Annotated in this window: 22 protein-coding genes; 8 read left to right on the top strand and 14 right to left on the bottom strand. The window is 43.6% G+C overall.

What is annotated here, in order from left to right:
• Positions 1-663: 663 nt before the first annotated feature.
• From HF974_02625 to HF974_02615, 3 genes are all read right to left on the bottom strand, one after another.
• Positions 664-1026, bottom strand: a complete 363-nt coding sequence (locus HF974_02625) for a hypothetical protein (protein MBC2697233.1) — start codon at positions 1024-1026, stop codon at positions 664-666.
• 205 nt (positions 1027-1231) lie between these two features.
• Positions 1232-1561: an ATP-binding protein gene (locus tag HF974_02620; GenBank protein ID MBC2697232.1), complete on the bottom strand. Its 330-nt coding sequence runs from the start codon at positions 1559-1561 to the stop codon at positions 1232-1234.
• A gap of 480 nt (positions 1562-2041) precedes the next feature.
• On the bottom strand, positions 2042-2395 hold the full coding sequence (locus HF974_02615; GenBank protein MBC2697231.1) for a winged helix-turn-helix transcriptional regulator: 354 nt from the start codon (positions 2393-2395) through the stop codon (positions 2042-2044).
• Between the two features lie 74 nt (positions 2396-2469).
• Between HF974_02615 and HF974_02610 the strand changes: the two genes are divergently transcribed.
• The gene (locus tag HF974_02610; GenBank protein MBC2697230.1) at positions 2470-3042 is read left to right on the top strand and encodes a hypothetical protein; all 573 of its coding nucleotides are present in this window, start codon (positions 2470-2472) and stop codon (positions 3040-3042) included.
• Positions 3043-3287: 245 nt separating this feature from the next.
• Here the strand turns inward: HF974_02610 and HF974_02605 are convergent, their stop codons facing one another.
• Positions 3288-3533, bottom strand: coding sequence for a hypothetical protein (locus HF974_02605; protein ID MBC2697229.1), 246 nt, complete (start codon positions 3531-3533; stop codon positions 3288-3290).
• Between the two features lie 391 nt (positions 3534-3924).
• A complete protein-coding gene (locus HF974_02600; protein MBC2697228.1) occupies positions 3925-5223 on the bottom strand; it encodes a hypothetical protein in 1299 nt (432 codons plus the stop codon).
• A gap of 307 nt (positions 5224-5530) precedes the next feature.
• On the opposite strand from HF974_02600, the gene HF974_02595 reads away from it, so the two are divergent.
• Complete coding sequence (locus tag HF974_02595; GenBank protein ID MBC2697227.1) at positions 5531-6124, top strand: hypothetical protein; 594 nt, start codon at positions 5531-5533, stop codon at positions 6122-6124.
• 36 nt (positions 6125-6160) lie between these two features.
• On the opposite strand, the gene clpB is transcribed toward HF974_02595, so the two are convergent.
• Both clpB and HF974_02585 read right to left on the bottom strand, forming a co-directional pair.
• Positions 6161-8755 carry an ATP-dependent chaperone ClpB gene (gene clpB, locus HF974_02590; GenBank protein ID MBC2697226.1) on the bottom strand — a complete coding sequence of 865 codons (2595 nt, stop codon included), beginning with the start codon at positions 8753-8755 and terminating at the stop codon, positions 6161-6163.
• 115 nt (positions 8756-8870) lie between these two features.
• On the bottom strand, positions 8871-9563 hold the full coding sequence (locus tag HF974_02585; GenBank protein MBC2697225.1) for an AIM24 family protein: 693 nt from the start codon (positions 9561-9563) through the stop codon (positions 8871-8873).
• 325 nt (positions 9564-9888) lie between these two features.
• Here HF974_02585 and HF974_02580 point away from each other — a divergent pair, with 325 nt between their 5' ends.
• Positions 9889-10116, top strand: coding sequence for a type II toxin-antitoxin system HicB family antitoxin (locus HF974_02580; protein MBC2697224.1), 228 nt, complete (start codon positions 9889-9891; stop codon positions 10114-10116).
• A gap of 79 nt (positions 10117-10195) precedes the next feature.
• Here the strand turns inward: HF974_02580 and HF974_02575 are convergent, their stop codons facing one another.
• The 3 genes from HF974_02575 to HF974_02565 all read right to left on the bottom strand — a co-directional run bounded on the left by HF974_02575 (position 10196) and on the right by HF974_02565 (position 14362).
• Positions 10196-11281: a DUF2117 domain-containing protein gene (locus tag HF974_02575; GenBank protein MBC2697223.1), complete on the bottom strand. Its 1086-nt coding sequence runs from the start codon at positions 11279-11281 to the stop codon at positions 10196-10198.
• 10 nt (positions 11282-11291) lie between these two features.
• A complete protein-coding gene (locus tag HF974_02570) occupies positions 11292-11630 on the bottom strand; it encodes a DUF2098 family protein (protein MBC2697222.1) in 339 nt (112 codons plus the stop codon).
• Between the two features lie 80 nt (positions 11631-11710).
• Positions 11711-14362 (bottom strand): pyruvate, phosphate dikinase, encoded by a 2652-nt coding sequence (locus HF974_02565; GenBank protein MBC2697221.1) that lies wholly within the window; start codon positions 14360-14362, stop codon positions 11711-11713.
• Positions 14363-14590: 228 nt separating this feature from the next.
• Here HF974_02565 and HF974_02560 point away from each other — a divergent pair, with 228 nt between their 5' ends.
• The gene (locus HF974_02560) at positions 14591-14824 is read left to right on the top strand and encodes an Lrp/AsnC family transcriptional regulator (GenBank protein ID MBC2697220.1); all 234 of its coding nucleotides are present in this window, start codon (positions 14591-14593) and stop codon (positions 14822-14824) included.
• Between the two features lie 54 nt (positions 14825-14878).
• Here HF974_02560 and HF974_02555 read toward each other — a convergent pair whose 3' ends face one another.
• Positions 14879-15295, bottom strand: coding sequence for an FAD synthase (locus tag HF974_02555; GenBank protein MBC2697219.1), 417 nt, complete (start codon positions 15293-15295; stop codon positions 14879-14881).
• A gap of 159 nt (positions 15296-15454) precedes the next feature.
• Between HF974_02555 and HF974_02550 the strand changes: the two genes are divergently transcribed.
• The gene (locus HF974_02550) at positions 15455-16276 is read left to right on the top strand and encodes a F420-dependent methylenetetrahydromethanopterin dehydrogenase (protein ID MBC2697218.1); all 822 of its coding nucleotides are present in this window, start codon (positions 15455-15457) and stop codon (positions 16274-16276) included.
• 255 nt (positions 16277-16531) lie between these two features.
• Here HF974_02550 and HF974_02545 read toward each other — a convergent pair whose 3' ends face one another.
• Positions 16532-17053, bottom strand: coding sequence for a hypothetical protein (locus HF974_02545; protein ID MBC2697217.1), 522 nt, complete (start codon positions 17051-17053; stop codon positions 16532-16534).
• Entirely contained in the window at positions 17043-17246 is a 204-nt protein-coding gene (locus HF974_02540; protein MBC2697216.1) for a ribbon-helix-helix protein, CopG family, read from the bottom strand. The genes HF974_02545 and HF974_02540 overlap by 11 nt, the downstream gene beginning before the upstream one ends.
• 415 nt (positions 17247-17661) lie before the next feature.
• On the opposite strand from HF974_02540, the gene HF974_02535 reads away from it, so the two are divergent.
• The 3 genes from HF974_02535 to HF974_02525 are packed head-to-tail and all read left to right on the top strand — an operon-like array spanning position 17662 to position 19433.
• Complete coding sequence (locus HF974_02535) at positions 17662-18618, top strand: NAD-dependent epimerase/dehydratase family protein (GenBank protein MBC2697215.1); 957 nt, start codon at positions 17662-17664, stop codon at positions 18616-18618.
• A gap of 52 nt (positions 18619-18670) precedes the next feature.
• A complete protein-coding gene (locus HF974_02530) occupies positions 18671-19168 on the top strand; it encodes a gamma carbonic anhydrase family protein (GenBank protein MBC2697214.1) in 498 nt (165 codons plus the stop codon).
• Between the two features lie 10 nt (positions 19169-19178).
• Complete coding sequence (locus HF974_02525; GenBank protein ID MBC2697213.1) at positions 19179-19433, top strand: type II toxin-antitoxin system MqsA family antitoxin; 255 nt, start codon at positions 19179-19181, stop codon at positions 19431-19433.
• Between the two features lie 3 nt (positions 19434-19436).
• Here HF974_02525 and HF974_02520 read toward each other — a convergent pair whose 3' ends face one another.
• On the bottom strand, positions 19437-20630 hold the full coding sequence (locus tag HF974_02520; GenBank protein MBC2697212.1) for a cofactor-independent phosphoglycerate mutase: 1194 nt from the start codon (positions 20628-20630) through the stop codon (positions 19437-19439).
• Positions 20631-20854 lie beyond the last annotated feature (224 nt).

Raw genomic sequence — 20854 nt, 5'->3', positions numbered from 1 at the left:
GAGATGGATGCAAAACAAGCCAGGTTGTTCTCTCTGCTGGATTTGGGGAAATTTATGTGAATGTGGGTAAATCGATAGCGAGAGAGTTTATGTTTTGATCGGTCATACATTGATTGGGTTGCTTGATAATGTTTTTCACTACATCTTTGAAAGTCAAGTTTGAATTTTATTCGTTCAGCGTCGGTTTGAACATAATCTTAAGCAAACAGATAGAATATCCTGCTGATGAAATCTTGGACATTTCGATAACGGCGAACGCTCTACACCCGATACGCCTTCCTATGATCGACTTCAGCCGCTGTTATCGATATTGCGTTATATAAATAAAAATTTTAGCAGGACTGGAGGACTTGCAGTCTGAGATGACATGGTAGAGGCTTCGTAAATCGCCAGCGCATATTCGATGTAGGATTGGTAGTGTGGTCGAGAGGGTTTTTTAAGGAGGATTGATATGAGAAGATGCCCTTATGTTATTCAAAAAAAAATGTTCTCTTCAAGCTGTCCCAAAACAAATTCATATTATACAATTCGGCTATATTTTATCATAATTGGGCAATTATTGATTATAATTCAATGTTATTATCCCAGATGAGATAGATTTCATTTGATTTGTACACACGCTTTTAGTTTTGGGATAGCCTGATTACTAAATTTTATCATATTCTAATTATCAGTATTTCTAACTTTAAGAATTATCTTGACTTTACCAATAAAATCTAAAGTAGAGTATATCAAACTGGAAAATTGAATTGTCTGTAATAAATCAACAGCTAAGCTATAATCCCATAGTATTTTTAATCGAATTTGTTCATCAAAGTTTCCATATTCTTTCATGTAATGAATTAGACCATTTCTATGAATTTCTATAGCCTGTTTTCTATATGCTTCTCTCCACTTAATTCCATATCTTGATGGAGAAGCAATTCCGTATAAATATAAATCAGTCAAATTTGGCTCAAACCTAATGTTATTAGGATTGAAATTTAATTCCTGTATATTTGATGTACCAAATATCTTTTCATCCACTCTCAATGTAGTTATAATAATGTGAGCATTTATTTTATTAGGATCAATTGGTAATAAACTGCTATTAAATGATATTGCATCTTCTACGTATTTAGCAAGTCTCCCGACACCAAAAAATCTTTTTCGATAGAGAGATTATATCTCATGTTTATCCATTTCTTTTGATTCAAAATTATATCTTTTGAAAAATTTTTGTTTTCTACTATTATAGTATGGTTGATTTTGTCCTTCTAGAACCCGAATTACTATTACTTATTATTATCTGTTCGAACGTTTCTAAATTAATATTTTTGTCAATGCCAAATATTTTTTTTGGATATCCCCCACTACCAGTTTCTTCAATTCCATATATCAAAAATCCACCATTTGAGTTTGAAAATGAAGCTACTACTTTCAATAATTTATTTTCATGTTCTGCCTTTTTTTCATTATATTCTTTTTTATATTCTAAAATTTCAGATTCTGTTGTTTTATCAGATTTTAATTTTTCTAAATCTGAATACTCTAGTTTTGATAATGGCTTTTTGAATAACATTGGGAAATAATTGTGTTTCCAAACATATAAAAATGTGGATTTTTTATTTTATGTTTATACTAATCCCATCACCGCTTTAGTCTTACAATTTAATTTTTCCTTCAGGGCAAATGAGGATTTCAAGATTTGACTCACTGTATAAAATGTTTTAGAAGCGTACACTTTTTTGGAGTTACCTATTTTCAAAGAATTTATTGAATTCTTTTATCAGGACAGTTAAAATTCCAAAATACATCACACAGTCTAAAAACTTTGAGAATTATATACTTTTTTAGACTTAATTGTTTTGATGAAATTCAGGTATTTTTTTCTTCAGGGCAAATATGGATCATAAATATTTTATTTTTGATGGGAAGCTCATAAAAAAACGGTTGTGCATGAAATATGAAATTGCGTACACTTTTTCGGACTTACCTATAACCCCGCACTACTATGATTTGTTTGGAAGTTTAATAAGAGTCTCAACGATGATGGCAACAGTCACAACGATTTTCCAATCCATTCCACAACTTTTCTACCAAGATCTGTCGGATAATATATCAGATAATTTCCCTCCTGCTTTGAGCATATCAAACCGCCATCCCTGAGTATAGAAAGATGATATGACATCTTCGAGTATGCATACTCTGTCATCGCGACTATCAGGCAGACACACATCGGCTGTATACAAAGTGCAAATAACACCCTAAGCCGTACAGGATCTGATATCGCACGGGCGATCGAGCTGATATATCCTATTCTTTGATCATCAGGAAGCAATTCAACAATTCCATCTATACCACCTTTTATTTCGAATTCACACCTGATTGAATCTGGTATCTCTATTTCTTCCATGATTTCAAACTATGTGAAATTCTAATGTTAAGTATATATTGTTTCAAATATAATTGAAACGTTGTTGAACGTTGTTGAACGTTGTACGATCTGTTGGCAGTAACCCGGTGCAGAGCAATCTGGTTATTTCGGTAGCTGCGGCACTCATGTACATAACTGGTAAGGCTCATAACATAACCTCCACCATAACCCCCTCCATAACCCTCATGGAAGATCCCTCACGTTTCGTGCCCGACCTGCTGGAGTTCGTGCCCCAACCGCCCGAAAAGGGCAGGATGCTGCTGGATAGGGGGGAAGAGGCAGAAGTGGGATTTCGGGTTGAATACGGGGTGATTCCGTGGGATTTTTTTTGGGGGTTAGTAGAAACCCTGCACCAAAATTTTAACCAAAACGATGATTTTTCCGGTCTCAGCGGAACTATGAGTTATGGCTTTTACGATGCATACATCTACACACAGGCAGCATTCGCTGCATTCTCACACAATGGATGCCGTGGCCTTGCTGTCCGCCAGTTCAAAAACATCTGCGGGACGGTTATCCCTGCATTTACCGCAGCCCACGCACGAGCTATGACTTATTTCGATGGTAATGCCGTTTGCCTCGCATTTCATTCTGGCCATTGGTTTTTACCCCCTATTGAGACCTGAATAAATTTTTAGTATAAGAAGCATGTCCAATTAAAGTGGGGGTGTTGAGTTGTGTATTTTTGTTGTCACGATCCCGTTTTAGAAATAGTGCCATATGGCCAGTACTTCAGCTTTGTAAGATAAATATACACAAAACTGAGGTATTAAAAATGAAACGAAATCAAGAAAAAGAACGAAATGATAGACTCTCTTTCAAGACACTTGACACTCAATTCAAACAATAAGCAATATATGGGGTGAATTGTTCACAATTGGAAGCAAACGCCCTTATTGATATTGTCAAAGAAGTCTATTTTCCATTCCTGAATAAAAAAACCACATTTTTCATCCTTACAAGATATCATCTTGTTGACTTCTTTAATTTCAACATCACGAAGAATGGCTTTATTAGCAAGGCTAAATGCATCCCAATTATGATTGTCCTCAAATATCATTCGAACTGAAAGAGGGGGATTTGTTTTTATGTCTTGTTGATGTAGTAACTCTTGCATGTGGCTAAACATGCATGGCATTCCCTCATATTTGAGGGTTTGCCTTTCTATCTTGACATACTGGAATCTATAAATGCATTTCAATATATCAAGATTTGAGGAGAAATTTATACGCTATATACCACAAGAAATCGGATACTCAGGATATTCGCAAATAATCCATGAGGGGATATCAACAAATACAAGATTGCCAGACCGATTCTATATTCCCTGAAAAAATGTTACTGGCCTGTAGTTTTTGATTCAAAAATGGTAGATTCTTTGTGGAATATAAACGACTGATAAAAATCGGTGTTTAACACTTAAAAATTAATACTGGCTCTTCTTCTCCAGAAAAGCCAGTATTGAATTTATTTCATATAAGGCCTACTTAAATTATTCAATGGCTTAATCATTTATGGGCCTGCAGGTTCCCATATTTTATGGATCCTTCTACAGATAGCACTTCTTGCCCATCGTTATCAACGATTAGTATCCATGCAGTATCTGATTTTCCTGGTTCTCCTTTGTCAACGAATATAAAGTTGATGGTCGCACCCTCTACACCATTGAACCTGCCAGTCCCCACACCCGTGAAGGTGTCAAGTGGAGCTACAGGTGGTTTCTGATTGATTTCTGGATCATCTGTGCAAATTGCAGATGTCAATTCAAGCATATGAAACTTATTTCCATCTGGCCAGTTCACCTGTAAATTGTTCGGTTTACTTAAATCACAGTGGATCTCAAAACCAAGAGTAACCCGAGCATTATCGTCTGTGAAAACACTTCCCCCTCCAGTCATGCGACCCTTAGCAGGCGAAATTTCGTAGGGTATGGACAGGGCTGCAGCAGTCCATACAAAGGAAGCGGGGACATCATAATTTAAAATGCGGTTTTCAGAAAGTGCCTGTACCGTCAATTGGGTTGCTTGTGCTGGGATATCAACCGTTAATTTCAGGGTATCCCACTCTTGACCGTCGTTGCTGTCAAGGTAATTGTCAAAATAAACTTCTGTACCCATATCTGTAGTGATTTTTATTGAACTGGGACGGAATTCGCCGCCACTTGTCGTTCCTGCAACACTGCTGAAAAACATAGAGAGGTCTGCCTGCCTATCAGTGGTTGCCGGTGCAAAGATAAAGGTCTGAGGAACAGTGGTATCTAATGTAGGTTCAAATCCACTAAATGCAAAATCGTTCCCATCCAGCAGTTGAATATCTTTTTGTGGGGTACCATCATCGATTATTACTAATATTCCGGCTCCATTATTTGCATAATTAAATTCAGCACCCGAGATTTGGAAAGTGTTTAGGCCATTCTTAAGACTGAGACGCTCTATATTGGTTATGTCAGCCCTATAGCTTGAAGTATTTACGTCTCCAAAACATAATGTGGGTCCCCCGATCAGTATCCCAGTAACCTCAATGCCATCAACAAGAACCGTATCATCTCCCTCAGGAGAAGTATGTTGACCTTCCCAGTACAGAAGCACCTGTTTTACATCTACTGAACCGGGAATAATAATATCTATCGTTCCAGGTTGTGGTATAAGACCAGTTCCACTGGCAATAACTCCCGTACCAGTTGAAATATCTATACTTGGTGTTCCCAGGTTTTCGGTCCCATCGGCAAAAACTGCTTGAGACGAGAGTACCAAGTATACTCCAAGTAATATTAAATAAATAAATATTTTGCTTAAGTTATTTGTCATATCTTAACCTCCGAGTATATTTTATATGTGCGTGAATATATCAAGACATGTAAACTTAATTTTATGCAATAGTTTGATGCCAAATTACATTCTCACATTTATATATTAGCACTTATCAGTATATAATGTTTTTTATATATGTACTCTAAAAAATTTATGGTGATGCGCATACTCATTATAACATACACAGTGTTTTTTAATAAATATATCAGAATGTCCCAGAATACTTTCACCTCACTCTATCCTCACATTATTACCCCCATACGACCTAACATCCACATAACTCAACAAAATGCGAGGCTACCGTATGAACAATCCATCCTCTCAAGCCTGTGGCCTTGACCTTGAAAGCTTCAAACCCTCCACCATAACCCTTGTAGAAGGCCCCTCGAAGTTCGTGCCCGACCTGCTCCTGTACCTGTGCGCCCATACTGCGGACCGACACCAGCAGGACGCAGTCTTCGTGGACGGGGGTAACAGCTTCAACCCCTACACCTTGCGAAGCATATCAAAAGTGCTGCAGGCAGACATAAAAACCGTAATGACAAAGACCCACGTAGCCCGTGCCTTCACCGAATACCAGATGAACGACCTGCTCACACAACAGCTGCCGCCCGTTATCCAAAAATACCAGCCCCGGCTTTTGGCAGTAGCGTACCTGCCCCACCTGTTCGACAGCCCCCATTCCCACAGACTGCTTAAGCAGGCAGTAGAGCACCTGAAGGAATACACCCGTACCCACGGCCTGACCACGGTGGTGACCAGCTATGGAGGCACATGGTGGGGTGCCGGGCTGGTGGAAGAGTGTGCCTGCAGGGTCATCAGGGTAGTACAGCACCGCAAACTGCTCAGGATGCTGCGGAGTATAGTTATTAAGATAAAAACCCTTCAGATAGAATAACTCCTGAAATGGCACTGTGGAGTTTATCCACAGTACCTAATTTCCTTTATTTTCCTGTTTCTTAAAGACTATTTCAGATTCCTCCACATCCACCTCAATGGAATCCCCTTCACCGAACTCCTTGTTCAATATCTTCATTGCCAGTGGGTCCAGTATCTTATGCTGTATGGTACGTTTAAGTGGCCGAGCACCGAAAGTGGGGTCAAATCCAGTTCGTGCTATGAAATCCCTCGCTTTTTCACTCAGCACGATATTAATTTTCCTCTCCTTCAAACGTTTACTTAATATATTGACCTGGATGTCAACGATCTTCACAATCTCGGGCAGCTTTAACTGGTGGAATATTATAACGTCATCAAGCCGGTTCAGGAACTCGGGCCTGAATTGAGCCCGTACTGCCTCCATCACCCGTTTCTCCATCTCAACTTCATCATCACCATGTTCGACTATCCACTGACTTCCGATATTAGATGTCATGATTATCACCGTGTTCTTGAAATCAACAGTGCGCCCATGCCCGTCTGTAAGCCTGCCGTCATCCAGTATCTGAAGCATAAGATTGAACACATCCGGATGTGCCTTTTCGATCTCATCCAACAATATTACCGAATACGGCCGCCGCCTCACAGCTTCTGTAAGCTGGCCACCCTCCTCATATCCCACGTATCCGGGCGGCGCACCGATGAGCCGGGCCACTGTATGCTTTTCCATATACTCGCTCATATCCAGCCTGACCATTGCGGCCTCATCATCGAACAGGAATTCAGCCAGTGCCCGGCCCAGCTCTGTTTTACCCACGCCGGTGGGGCCCAGGAACATGAACGAACCTGTGGGCCGGTTTACATCTGAAATGCCGGCCCTGCCCCTTCGCACCGCATTGGCCACGGCAGTAACGGCCTCTTCCTGTCCCACCAGACGCTGCCTGATGCGCTCTTCCATATTCACCAGTTTTTGCATCTCGCCTTCCAGCATCTTGCTCACCGGGATGTGGGTCCAGTTGGATACAACCTCTGCTATGTCCTCCTCGTCCACCTCTTCCTTGAGCATTTTCTGGTCCTTCTGGAGCTCTACCAGTTTAGTATTTTCAACTTCCAGTTGCTTTTGCAATTCCGGCAGTGTGCCATACCTAAGTTCAGAAGCCATCTCCAGATTGCCTTCATGTTCTGCTTTCTCGGATTCCATCCGTTTCTTTTCTATATCACCCTTTATTCCCCGTATGATCTGGATGGTGTCCTTTTCAAGCTGCCAGTGGGCCTTCATCTGGCTGCTCTGTTCTTTTAAGTCAGATAGTTCTTTATCGATCTTTTCCAGGCGCTCCTTCGAGTAATCGTCCTTTTCCTTCTTCACTGCCTGGCGCTCGATCTCAAGCTGCCTGATCTTCCGCTCAGCATAATCAAGTTCAGCAGGCATGCTGTCTATCTCTATCCTGAGCTTGGATGCGGCCTCATCGACCAGGTCAATGGCCTTATCAGGTAAAAACCGGTCTGTAATATAGCGGTTGGACAACACAGCTGCAGCCACGAGAGCCGAATCCTGTATCCTGACACCGTGATGAATCTCATATTTCTCATTTAAGCCACGCAGGATCGATATGGTCTCATCCACAGTGGGTTCATCCACCAGTACGAGCTGGAACCTGCGCTCCAGTGCTGCATCCTTTTCGATGTATTTCCTGTACTCGTTCAGTGTAGTAGCACCAATGGCCCGCAGTTCTCCCCTGGCCAGGGCTGGTTTCAGGAGATTTGAGGCATCGATGGACCCTTCGGCTGCCCCTGCTCCCACAAGGGTGTGCAGTTCATCAATAAAAAGGATGATGTTTCCTTCAGAATCCTGTACCTCTTTGATCACCGCTTTCAGTCGCTCTTCGAACTCACCACGAAACTTGGTACCTGCCACAAGGGCACCCATGTCAAGGGTCACGACTTGCTTGTCCTTGATGGTGTCAGGCACATCCCCCATAAATATGCGAAGCGCCAAACCCTCTGCAATTGCGGTTTTTCCCACACCGGGTTCCCCTATAAGTACAGGATTGTTCTTTGTCCTGCGGGAAAGTACCTGAAGTACCCTGCGAATCTCGTTATCCCGACCGATCACAGGATCCAGCTTTCCCAGTGCTGCTGCTTCTGTGAGGTCACGACCGTACTTTTCCAGCGCCTGGTATTTATCCTCCGGATTCTGGTCCGTGACCCTGGATGAACCCCTTACCTCCTTGAGGGCTTTGAGGATTATATCCTTTGTTGCTCCATTCTCTTTCAGGATATCTGACGAGATGCCATGTTTCTCATCAGTAATGGCCAGCAGCAGATGTTCAGTGCTCAGGTATTCATCTTTAAGCTGTTTCATCTCATCAAAGGCCGCATCAACCACATTATTGATCCGCTGGGACATATAGAGCTGTTCTGCTCCTGCCACTCTTGGGATCTTGTTAATTTCTTCTTCCAGCCGCCCGATTATTCCAGATACATTGGCCCCTAATCTTTGAAGTATCTGTAGGGTAAGTCCTTCTTTCTGGTTGATCAGTGCCAGCATGAGTTGTTCTACATCAAGCTGCTGCTGATTATTATCAAGTGTGATATTCTTTGCATCAGAAAATGCTTCCTGTGCCTTTATGGTAAATTTATCTAATCTCATAAGTGATCACTGAATAATTAAATGACTTTTTTTTAATTAATAAGTTGCCAAGGATAGTCAAGACTACTACTACTCCTATATTCCAGATGTAATTATAGATAAATCCTTCTTATCCTTATGTTCCAGCCTGGAAATATACTTCTTCATACGGCTGTATGACTACGAAACCGTCACCTTTGAAGGCCATCTGTAGTGATTCGCCACTGCTCCGTCCCACAAATGTCTTCAGGGAAACATCTGTTTTCAGATCAGGTTGAAGATTGCCTGACCATGCCACTGTGGCATTGGGGTCAGTAAATACGGGGGTTTCAGGTGTTACTTTGAGTGTCAGTGGGTCATAGTGTGTGGTTATGGCAATCATACCTGTTCCTTCAAGTTTTACATTGAAAAGCCCGCCTGCCATTAATCCTGCAACTTTTTTCAGCATTTTTATATCCCACATGATTGACTCCTCAAATGCCAGCAGGTCGTTGCCGTTGACAAATATGGACTGCTTGTCCAGGTTGATGACCGATATCTTCTTACCACTGTCTGCTAAGTATAATTTGCCTGTACCTTCTGCTTTTGTAAGTCTTACGCCTTCTCCAGTCACGGCTTTTTTCAGCATTTTGCCAATTCCGTGTTCCATGACCCCTTCCCTGGTGAACTTGATATCTCCCAGGTAAGCAACCATTGATCCCATTTTCGTCCATACTTTTCCTTCTAGATTTATCTCAAGCAATCGGTCCCGTTCCAGTTCGAAAGTGCCCTCTCCCAGATCACGCTGTCCGGTCGAATCAATAAATTCATCGATTGAGTATTTTCCCATTTAATCTCCTCCTGATCCAAAAAAAATGGATCATGTATTTATGTACATTTCATAGGTTAAGTAATTTTTTTGTGATTGATTTGGACTTGCGACCTAAAAGGCTGAATTTTCACATTTTAAGATGATGTACAGGTATTTGGTTAATAGGAGACTGTCGGAAAAGTACCTAAAAAGCGCTTAAATTGAAACTTTCAAAATTATTATTCCAACTAAATCACCATGCTGCGCCATGTCGAGTTTAGACCGTAAAGCTGAAATATTGAAAAACAAGGCTTTTCCGACAATCTCTAAATATCAAACAGATAAATAATGATTAGTGATTTCAATGGAGCAGGAAATATTTAATTTTACAGTTCTCATTGAACAGGATGAGGATGGAATATACATTGCAAAAGTACCAGATATTTCTGGCTGCTATACTCAAGGTAGATCTGTAGAGCAAGTCATGGAACGAATAAAGGAAGCAATACAGGTCTGCATTGAAGCTGAAGATAGAGATAATATTCTGCCTTTAAAGTTTGTAGGAGTACAGCAATTAGAGGTTAAAGTATGACACGTCTCCTTCCTGTTTCCGGCAGGAAGATGTGTAAAATTCTTGAAAAATTCGATTTTGAGAATTGAAGAAGGTTCAGTTAATACCGCATAACCTCTTCCACCATCCCCCTGGCAACTCCTATCACACCATCCAGTATTCCATCAAACCCGCCATCCCCTATCTCCATTTGGCCCCGGCCGCCGAATATCTCCTCACGCACCCGGCGCCCCACAATATCATCATTCCCTGGAGAGACCCTGATAATAACAGACCCGGGCGGCACATGGGCATGGTGCGTGATACCGTCCCTGTCACCGTCGGTGATGCCTATCATTGGGATGCCCAGGCGGGTAAGCAGGTCGCCTGCTACTGCCGTGGTATCATCCCCCACTACTACTGCCATATCTGCATCCTTTGCTATCTCAAAAGTATTCTCTGCCGAATGGTCTATGATCACTGCATATCCCGATGCCTTGTGTTCAAGTACCCTGGGTGTGGTAACGGTATCCCTTAAAACCCCTGACCGCACAATTGCAGACGAGAGGTCAACATGTTCCAGTTTCTCAATACCATGGAGTTTGAGCCTGCCCCCATCCAGTCCTGTTATCCTGCCGCCACTGGAAATGATCTCAACATTATCAGACAAAGCCTTTCCAATAACAATACCATTAACGGTCACATATTCCCCCGGCCTTACTCCAAAAACCGGCCTTCTTGTAATTCCATTTTCCATTACCAGATCCATTACGGCTGGTGGAGATTGAACCACACTGGCATCCAGTACTTGCTTCAGTTCATTAAAAAAAGGATGAAAAGCATTGTTCAACCGGATAAGTGAACATCCACCCGCATACTCCAACTGGTATACAGGCTTTTCCAATACAGGTAGCCGCTCAAATACAATTCTTCCAAAAGCCAGTCCCGTTTCTATGGACTTACCTTCATTCACCAGCAATACTACATCACATGAAGGATTAAGGGCCAGAATAGATTCACCGGGTTTCAAGCTACTGCTGATATCGATCAGGTCCTCCAATCCTGCATCGATCACAGCAGCCCTGCCCATGGCGCCTCCCAGGACAGGATGCACTTCACCCATGCCGGATAATATTTCAATAAGTCTCCCTGCCCTGCCAGAGTCGATAACCGCAGGTCCATGGATTACGACACCAATACGCAACATGTGTATATAACTATCCGCCAGATTCCAGGTTACTATCCTCAAACTTTACATCTTTTGCTTCTTCTTCTGCTTTTTCCAGCACTTCCTGTATCTCCTCTGTGGAGAATTCACGCTCGCCCATCTCAGCCTTGGTTTCCAGTTCTTCCAGCACAGTAAGGGTTTCCAGCTTATACAGCAAGTTTTTGGTATCGATCACGGCCCAGGCACCTTCGCTGTCACATATGATCTCAGTCACATGCCCCTTGGTGCCAGTTCCTCTGTATTTAACAGGATTGCCTACTTCGATAGGTTTACCGTTGGCATCCACAACCGGATAAGATCCTGATTCGCATTCAATTATTTCTGGCATATTCCACCTTTTGATTAGGATTTACATCCAATAGTATAAATATTTCACGCGGGCTCATAAAAGCCGGTATCAAGTGTCTGTTACTCACCTTTTTTCAGCACAGCATGTGCAGCAGCCAACCTGGCGATCGGAACCCTGAATGGTGAGCAGCTCACATAATCCAGCCCGATGTTGTGGCAGAATATAACACTACTGGGCTCTCCGCCGTGTTCGCCGCAAATGCCAATTTTCAGGTCAGGTCGACTTGACCTGCCCTTATCCACACCCATCTTGATAAGCTGGCCAACACCATCCTGGTCAATAGCCACGAACGGGTCATTTTCAAGTATGCCTATTTCAACATAATACGGAAGGAATTTACCGGCATCATCACGGCTCAGGCCAAATGTGGTCTGTGTAAGGTCATTGGTACCAAAACTAAAGAATTCTGCCTCTGTAGCGATCTCATCCGCTGTAATGGCTGCCCTTGGAAGTTCTATCATGGTCCCGATCATGTAATCCAGTTCAACGCCCTGATCTTCCATGACCTGTTTGGCCACTGCCACGGCACTATCCCTTGTAACCTTGAACTCGTTGATATGACCAACAAGAGGTATCATCACTTCGGGCACGATCTCATACCCATCCTTTACCAGTTCGCAGGCAGCCTCAAATATGGCCCTTACCTGCATCTCATAGATCTCAGGATATGTGATGCCGAGCCTGCAGCCCCTGTGTCCAAGCATGGGATTGAACTCATGAAGCGAATTCACCCGCTTTATCAGGTCTTTGATCTCACGAATCTTATTAGTGTCACCGGCAGCCTTTAACTTTGCATACTGCTCCATAAGTTCGTCATGTTTTGGAAGGAACTCATGAAGTGGCGGGTCCAGCAGCCTGATAGTCACAGGATACCCTTTCATTACCTCAAATATACCCGTAAAATCGCTACGCTGCATGGGTAACAGCGTCTTCAGTGCCGCCATCCTGCCTTCTTTTGTATCTGCCAGGATCATGTCCTGTACTATATGGATTCTTTCCTCGCCAAAGAACATATGTTCGGTCCGGCACAGACCGATGCCTTCGGCACCAAAATCCCGGGCAGTCCCGGCATCCTCGGGAGTATCCGCATTGGTCCTTACCCCAAGTGTCCTGACATCATCTGCCCAGTCCAGTATTGTGTTAAGGTCCCCGCTAATATCAGGAGTAATAAGTTTGGCCTGGCCTACAATGACTTCACCGGTCGTACCGTTCAAAGTAATAAAATCGCCTTCCTTCACTGTATGGCCGTTCGCAGTGAACAGTCCCTCATCCTCGTCGATCTGGATTGCACCGCATCCCGCAACACAGCATTTACCCATGCCCCTTGCCACCACTGCTGCATGGGACGTCATACCGCCCCTGGCAGTAAGTATACCCTGTGCCACATGCATCCCGCCAATATCTTCGGGAGAAGTCTCGTTACGCACCAGGACCACTTTTTCACCTGCTTCTGTCATCTCTTCGGCATGTTCGGCAGTGAACACCACCTTTCCGACCCCCGCGCCGGGTGATGCAGGAAGTCCCTTGGCTATTGCATCCACCTTCTCGTTGGGGTCGATCATAGGATGCAGGAGCTGGTCAAGTTGCTCTGGGTCTACCTTCAGTAGTGCCTCATCCCTGGTGATCAGTCCTTCGTTGAACATGTCGATTGCGATCTTAACTGCAGCCGCTGCGGTCCGCTTGCCTGTCCTGGTCTGGAGCATGTAGAGCTTGCCCTGCTGGATCGTGAACTCGATATCTTCCATTTCCTTGAAATGATGTTCAAGCCGTTCCTTGATGTCATCGAGCTGGGCATACATCTCTGGCATTTCCTGGTTCAGTGCTTCGATGTGGTGGGGCGTCCTGATACCTGCCACTACGTCCTCGCCCTGGGCGTTCATCAGGTATTCACCATAGAATTTTCGTTCACCTGTTGAAGGGTTTCGGGTAAATGCTACACCAGTTCCTGAATTTTCACCCATGTTCCCGTAGACCATGAACTGCACATTTACGGCAGTTCCCCAGTCGTCAGGTATGCCATTTATCTTCCTGTATTTAATGGCCCTGGGCGTATTCCATGAATCAAAAACAGCATTTATGGACATCCATAACTGGGTCATAGGGTCCTGGGGGAAATCCTGGCCTGTCTTTTCCTCGACCATTGCCATGTATTTTGCTGACACATCCTTGAGGGCCTCTCCGTCCAGTTCAGTATCATTCTCAACACCAAGTTCTTTCTTCTTGGCACCCAGGATATTCTCGAACTTCTTATGCTCAATGCCCAGTACCACATCGCTGAACATGTTGATAAAACGCCTGTAGCAATCGTAGGCGAACCTCTCGTCCACTTCCTCTGCCAGTGCCGCCACTGTTTTGTCGTTCAGTCCCAGATTAAGTACCGTATCCATCATACCAGGCATGGATATCCTTGCACCTGACCTGACAGATAACAATAATGGGTTTGAATTGTCACCGAACTTGAGCCCGGTTTCTTCTTCCAGTTTAGCAAGCTGCTGTGCAACCTGTTCATCCAACTTTTCAGGATATTGCTGCTGGTTTTCGAAGTATTCTGTACATACTTCCGTTGTTATTGTAAAACCCGGGGGTACAGGTATTCCCAAATTAGCCATCTCAGCCAGGTGGGAACCTTTTCCACCCAGAAGATTTCTCATTGTTGCATTGCCTTCAGTCTTATCTTCACCGAAAAAGTATACATATTTATGGTCTGGCAAATCACTTCCTCCATTTTTTATCTAAATATGGTTATGTTTCAATCAAGTAATTTGACCCGAAATTCGGTTAAATGCTTAATAATATTGCGATAAGATTCTAATAACAAATTGAGTATTTTTGAAAAGTATCCCTGAATGAGGACAGTAATTAGAAAAAATATAAATAGAATTTAACCAACCTTCTATTAGAATATTGTAAAGTTAACAATCAAAACAAGAGTGGTTTCAATGTCAGTGGGATTTGTATTAATAAATGTGACCCCGGGCAAGGAGCGGGATGTGTTCGACTGTCTGTTAAAAGAGCCAGATATTCCAGAGATTTATCCGCTGTTCGGGGAATATGACCTTATTGCAAAGGTTACTGTAAAGGATTTCGACCAGTTGAGCGATATTGTTTTTAACAAGATCCGCAAAATAACAGGTGTGACCGACACCAAAACACTAACGGGAGGTAAGTTCTAAATTTAGTATTGCAGAAACCTGGAATCTTTGAGATAGATTTCCCCAAATTATAATTCACTGTTTTTCCTTGATCAATTTTACGATAGTCCCTGTACTGCAGGTATTGCACCGCTCATAGGCAGTTACCCTTACAACTTTCGCATTTATTCCCCTGTCCCTGATTTTTTCCTCAAGTTCTTTGGCATTGAAATGCTGGTCATGTCCAAGCACCACGATATCGGGTCGAATATCCTCAAGTGGTTTGAACATGTCATGATTATCTCCAAGTACAGCATGGTCCACCACTTTTAATGCTGCGACCATTTTTAACCTTTGGTCATCGGAGAGCACTGGTTTTGGTTTATGGTCCACCATGGAACTGCGAGCTACGATGACCCACAACTCATCACCCAGTTTTTTTGCTTCTTCCAGATACAACAGATGTCCAGGATGTAAAATATCAAAGGTCCCTGTGGCCAATACCCTAACCAACAAATATCACCGACAGTTAATTCTGCTGTTTAGCCATAAGGATTGCGAAGTTAAAGTTTCATATTAATCATTACATTTATGTGATTTTATACGTTTTTTATCAGGACAAATCCAAAAAACATATAAGTACATTATCCAATATCACTTTCGTGATCCAATATGGCTAAAGTAGGATTTATAAAGTTAGGAAACCTGGGTATGTCCCAGGTTGTCGATCTCATTCTTGATGAGATTGCTGCGAGAAAGGGAATAGAGGTTATGTCTTTTGGTACGGGAGCCAAAATGGGTAAGGAAGAGGCTGCAAAAACGAAACACTTCAAGGAATTTGAAGCTGATTTCTATGTCATGATAAGCCCCAATTCATCTGCACCAGGCCCCACAGCGGCACGGGAGATATGGAAAGATAAAAAAGTCATCGTGATATCTGACGGCCCAACTAAGAAAGATGACCGCAAGGCCCTTGAAGATGCGGGATTCGGTTATATCATAATGAAAGTGGACCCACTTATTGGTGCAAAGACAGAGTTCCTTGACCCCGTGGAGATGGCCAGCTTTAACAGCGATGCCATGAAAGTGCTGTCCACATGTGGTGTGGTCAGGTTGATACAGGAAGCATTTGATGCTGTTATTGCACAGGCTGATGCTGGCAAGGACCTTGAACTGCCCCATCTCCTGGTGAGTGCCCAGAAAGCTGTGGAGAGTGCTGGGTTCAACAACCCATACGCCAAAGCTAAGGCACTGGCAGCCCTGCATATGACTGATAAGGTGGCAGAGATCAACTTCCCGGCTTGCTTCATGATGAAGGACATCGAGCAGGTTACATTGACAACTGCGACTGGTCACGAGATGATGAGAGCTGCAGCCCAGCTGGCAATAGATGCCAGGGAGATAGAGAAGGGCAATGATGCAGTGTTCAGGCAGCCCCACATGAAGGATGGAAGTCTGAAGACCAAGACCAAACTGTACGAGAAACCTCAGTAAAATTATTCCATCAGGGGCAATTTAAATGCCCCTATCTTCTTTTTTTGACTGTATATCAAGTATAACTTGCTTCACCTTTTCCGTTCTTTTTAGCGCATAGGAAATTATATACTTTCATGCAGGCTTGGAAAATGCGAACGACTTCCCCACACCACATCCAGCGTAGTAACACATACGCCCGGTCAACAACGCCAGGAACGAGGTGCACAGAAATCTTATTATTTATTCTTCTGAGCAACCCTCATACACATATTCCTATTCCATCATGTAACCTGCATCATATTCCTTCAATGCTTTTTTCGCATTTTGAATGAGCCTGGAAGTAACATACAAAGAAGAAATATCTAACAGGTCTTCAAGTGCTTTTGCTGCATCATCATAGGATATTATCCCCTCCCTGTATGCCCTGAGAAGTATACCTATGGAACCAACAGGTTGCATTCCCATTGATTTTAGAACATCCCTTACGTCCAGGTCATCGCTCAGGACGAGATTGATACCTGTATACTTTGAAAGTGTTATTACGCTTCCATCAGGTATGCTGATGTCATATTTTGTTGAAAAATATTCTATCTGGTCCTTTTTGTTTGATGTAATGTCAACTATCTCAAATATCTTTGACTCAATTTCATTGTTCCCGGGCAGGTTGCAAACTTTGACTTCGTTGTAGACATCCCTGGGTACAAGCACTTTGCTGAATAGTGAAAAACACGTGGATGTTCCTATCTCTGAGAGATGTATGATGGGCCCGGCATCAGAAATTGCTTTAATCTCCATGAAGTCCCCATTGAATGTCTTCTTCAACTGCGGCTTCAAGTCTCGCCAATTGTTTCCGCTCTACCATATTGCGCACGGCATCCCGGATGGCTTCTGAACGATTGGCATACCACCCTTCTTTGATCAAGGCATCGAGTTCTGCTACCAGTTTTGATGTCAATTTGGCAGGGATTGTTTGCAATTGTATCACCATGGTATACTATGGTGGTTTAGTATGTATTCTTTTTGGAGGAGGGGGGTTAAATTAACAACATAAGCAATGAAAATCTCTGAAGAGAGAATCTAAATATTGAAAAAATTACCACAGTGGGATGTCACCATAAAACCCACCTTTGCAAGCTGTCCCAAAACCAATATATTTTATACAATTCAGCCATATTTTATCTCAATCAGACAATTTTTAATTATAATATAAAATTATTATCCTAAATGGGATAAACATCATTAGATTTGTACACATGCTTTTAGTTTTGGGACAGCCTGTTTGGGTAAATTATTTATTGGGCATTCCCTAACTTAAATAGACAATCAATACTATTTGCAATTGTTAACAAAATATTAATACAATAAAGTTAAAGATTATTCCCTCATAGCAGGTAGATAATACTATGAAATTAACCAACAAAAATATACTAATAACAGGTGGCGCAGGCTTCATCGGCAGCCACGTTGTAGATCATCTCATTAAAAAAAACAAGGTCACCGTTCTTGATAACCTGAGTTCCGGCAGAATGGAATTCGTACAGCACCACATGGATAATACTAATTTCAAATTGATCGAGGGTGACTTAATGGAACCCGGCACCATCACATCTGCCCTTGATGGCATTGATATGGTGTTCCACCTTGCCGCCAACCCTGATGTGAGGCTGGGGGCAGAAGACACAAAAGTGCACCTTGAACAAAACATCCTTGCCACCTACAACCTGCTTGAAGCCATGAGACTAACAGGGACCGCCCGGTTAGTATTTACATCCACATCCACAGTGTACGGTGCTGCCAGCATAATGCCCACACCAGAGGATTACGGACCCCAGGTACCAATATCCCTGTACGGCGCATCGAAACTGGCATGTGAGGCATTGATATCCTCGTACTGCCATACTTTTAACATGAAAGCATGGCTCTACCGTTTTGCCAACATTGTAGGCAGCAGGGGCTCCCACGGTGTGCTTGTGGATTTCATCAACAAACTGCGAGTAGACCCGTTCACCCTGGAGATACTGGGCTCGGGCAGGCAGAAAAAATCGTACCTGGATGTGGATGACTGTGTGGATGCCATGGTGTTCGGGGTGGAGCACTCGGATGGGACCGTCAATATTTTCAATATCGGATCAGAGGATTCCATCGACGTGACAGGCATTGCAGATATCGTTACACAAAAGATGGGTTATAGTGATGTGGAGTACAGGTTCACAGGCGGGGTGGACGGCGGTGCTGGCTGGAAAGGAGACGTGAAGTTCATGCTGCTGTCCATAGAGAAATTAAAGGCGCTAGGCTGGGTGCCGGGGCACAACTCTCGCCAGAGTATTGAAATGGCAGTAGAATCGTTATTGAGAGAATAGGGTACTGGTAAGGCTGGTCTAAATGGAGGACAGAATAAGGGGATACCAGGGAATGTTCCCAAAACTTGGTGACCCCATCTATATCGACCCGCTGGGTGCGGTTATCGGGAATGTGGAACTGGGTGATTATGTCAGTATTTGGTCCAATGCAGTGGTCAGGGGCGACCCTTGTGCCATTAGTATCGGTCCGTGGACAAATATCCAGGACAACTGCACTGTGCATGCCGGCCCGGACAATGTTGCAAGGATAGGCGGGTACTGTGTGGTTGGCCACGGCGCTATACTTCACGGATGCACGATCGGCGATGGCTGCATGATCGGCATGGGGTCGATTGTGATGAACAGGGCAACCCTGGGGGACGGCTGTCTTGTGGGTGCCGGGACGCTGATAACAGAAGACAGGACATTCCCACCGGGCAGCCTCAGCTTAGGCAGTCCGGGAAAGGTAGTGCGGGAGGTGAAGGCTGATGAGATCGAGGCAATCCGTGAGGCTGCCAGGCATTACTGGGATACGGCACTTGGGCATATGAATAAGGGCACTGAAGTATAGGAGATCTTGAATGATACCTAATAGCTGTAGTTTCTGCAAAGGCAAGCTTGTCAAAGGAAACACTGAATTCATTGTAAGGGTTGAAAATGAAGTACTTGCCATAAAGGATGTTTCAGCATACATCTGTGAAGACTGCGGCGAAGCATATTATACTCCTGAAATATCTGAAAAAATAGATGGAATTATGAAGAAATTCCATAATTCAACCCTGCTTGTACACCCGCTCGCAGCAGGAGAATTAAGTCTCGAAGAAGCAACTGTGTAATATTTAAAATTTATTACGTACCAGATAATTCATGATCCTGTGCCCCTTCACTATTCCCAGTGAGCCCGCTTCTACAGAGAACTCATTGTATTCAGTAACATCATCCTTATTGCCATTACTTGAAAGCACAGCAAAGGGTACAGGGTCATGTGTGTGGGTCCTGAGTGGGATGGGTGTCCTGTGGTCAGGCATCAACAGTACCTTATAATCATCAAAGGCAGCCATCCCGTCAAGGATAAGACCCGCAACTTTGCGATCGAAATCTTCGAGGGCCTTGATCTTTGCATCAATATCACCAATATGTGACGCCTCGTCTGCGGCCTCCACATGCACATAAACGAAATCATCCGAATCCAGTACATCAAGTGCAGCCTCTGCCTTGCCTTTGTAGTTGGTATCAAGGTAACCGGTAGCCCCTGGCACATCGATCACTTCCAGTCCGGCGCAGACCCCAAGTCCTTTTAACAGGTCCACTGCCGAGATCATGGCCCCGCTAATGTTGTACAATTCCCTGAAGGTGGGCATGGACACAGCTCTGCCCTGTGCCCACGGCCAGATCATGTTGCCCATATTCTTACCTTCATTTGCCCGGGCCTGGTTCACTTCATGCCCCTCCAGCAGCGGTTTTGAATCCATGATAAGCCTGGTGAGCAGTTCCGAGTCCTTGCCGCCTGGCAGGAAATCCCTGACCTTTTTTCCCACCTGGTCATGGGGCGGCGTACATTCTGCATCCAGTCCCAAGCCGCCTGAAAGTACCAGCAGGTGGCGGTAGCTGATACCGGGATAGAATTTTACTCCATTGCTGCCGAGATGCTCGTCTATTTCCTTTATGAGTTCTCCGGCCTCGTCTGTGGAGATATGACCGGCACTGTAGTCTTCGATAATCCCGTCCTTTTCAGTTATAATGTTACATCGAAAGGCAATGTCGTCAGGTCCCAGTTCCACTCCCATACTGGCCGCTTCCAGCGGACCCCTGCCTGAATAGTATTTAGCCGGGTCATAGCCCAGGATGGAAAGGTTTGCAACATCAGAGCCGGGCGGCATATCTGGTGGAATAGTTACTGCCAGCCCGCAGACCCCTTCCCTTGCAATGTAATCCATGTTGGGTGTATGGGCAAATTGCAGAGGGGTCTTGTTGTCAAGTTCGTCCAGGGAGTAATCTGCCATGCCATCGCACAGGAGTATAACATATTTCATTCTCAGGTTCACCTTTGGGCTTAGATGACCACATCGGATAAAAATGTTATATTCTGGATGCTAATAGAGTATCCCTTTCAAATTAAATGGTAATTGATCATATTGCTCGGAATTTTGAGACACTGATTACACAGATTAATAGTTGTTGTGAAAATCAGTGTAATCGGTGAAATCCGTGTCTATATTAATTTTGCATTTTGCCATACTTTTTGAAATGGATATCT

It is taken from the genome of ANME-2 cluster archaeon (assembly GCA_014237145.1).
GTDB lineage: Archaea > Halobacteriota > Methanosarcinia > Methanosarcinales > Methanocomedenaceae > Methanocomedens_A.
Note: the sequence above shows the minus strand (reverse complement) of the source record. Positions and strands in the feature narration are given on the sequence as shown.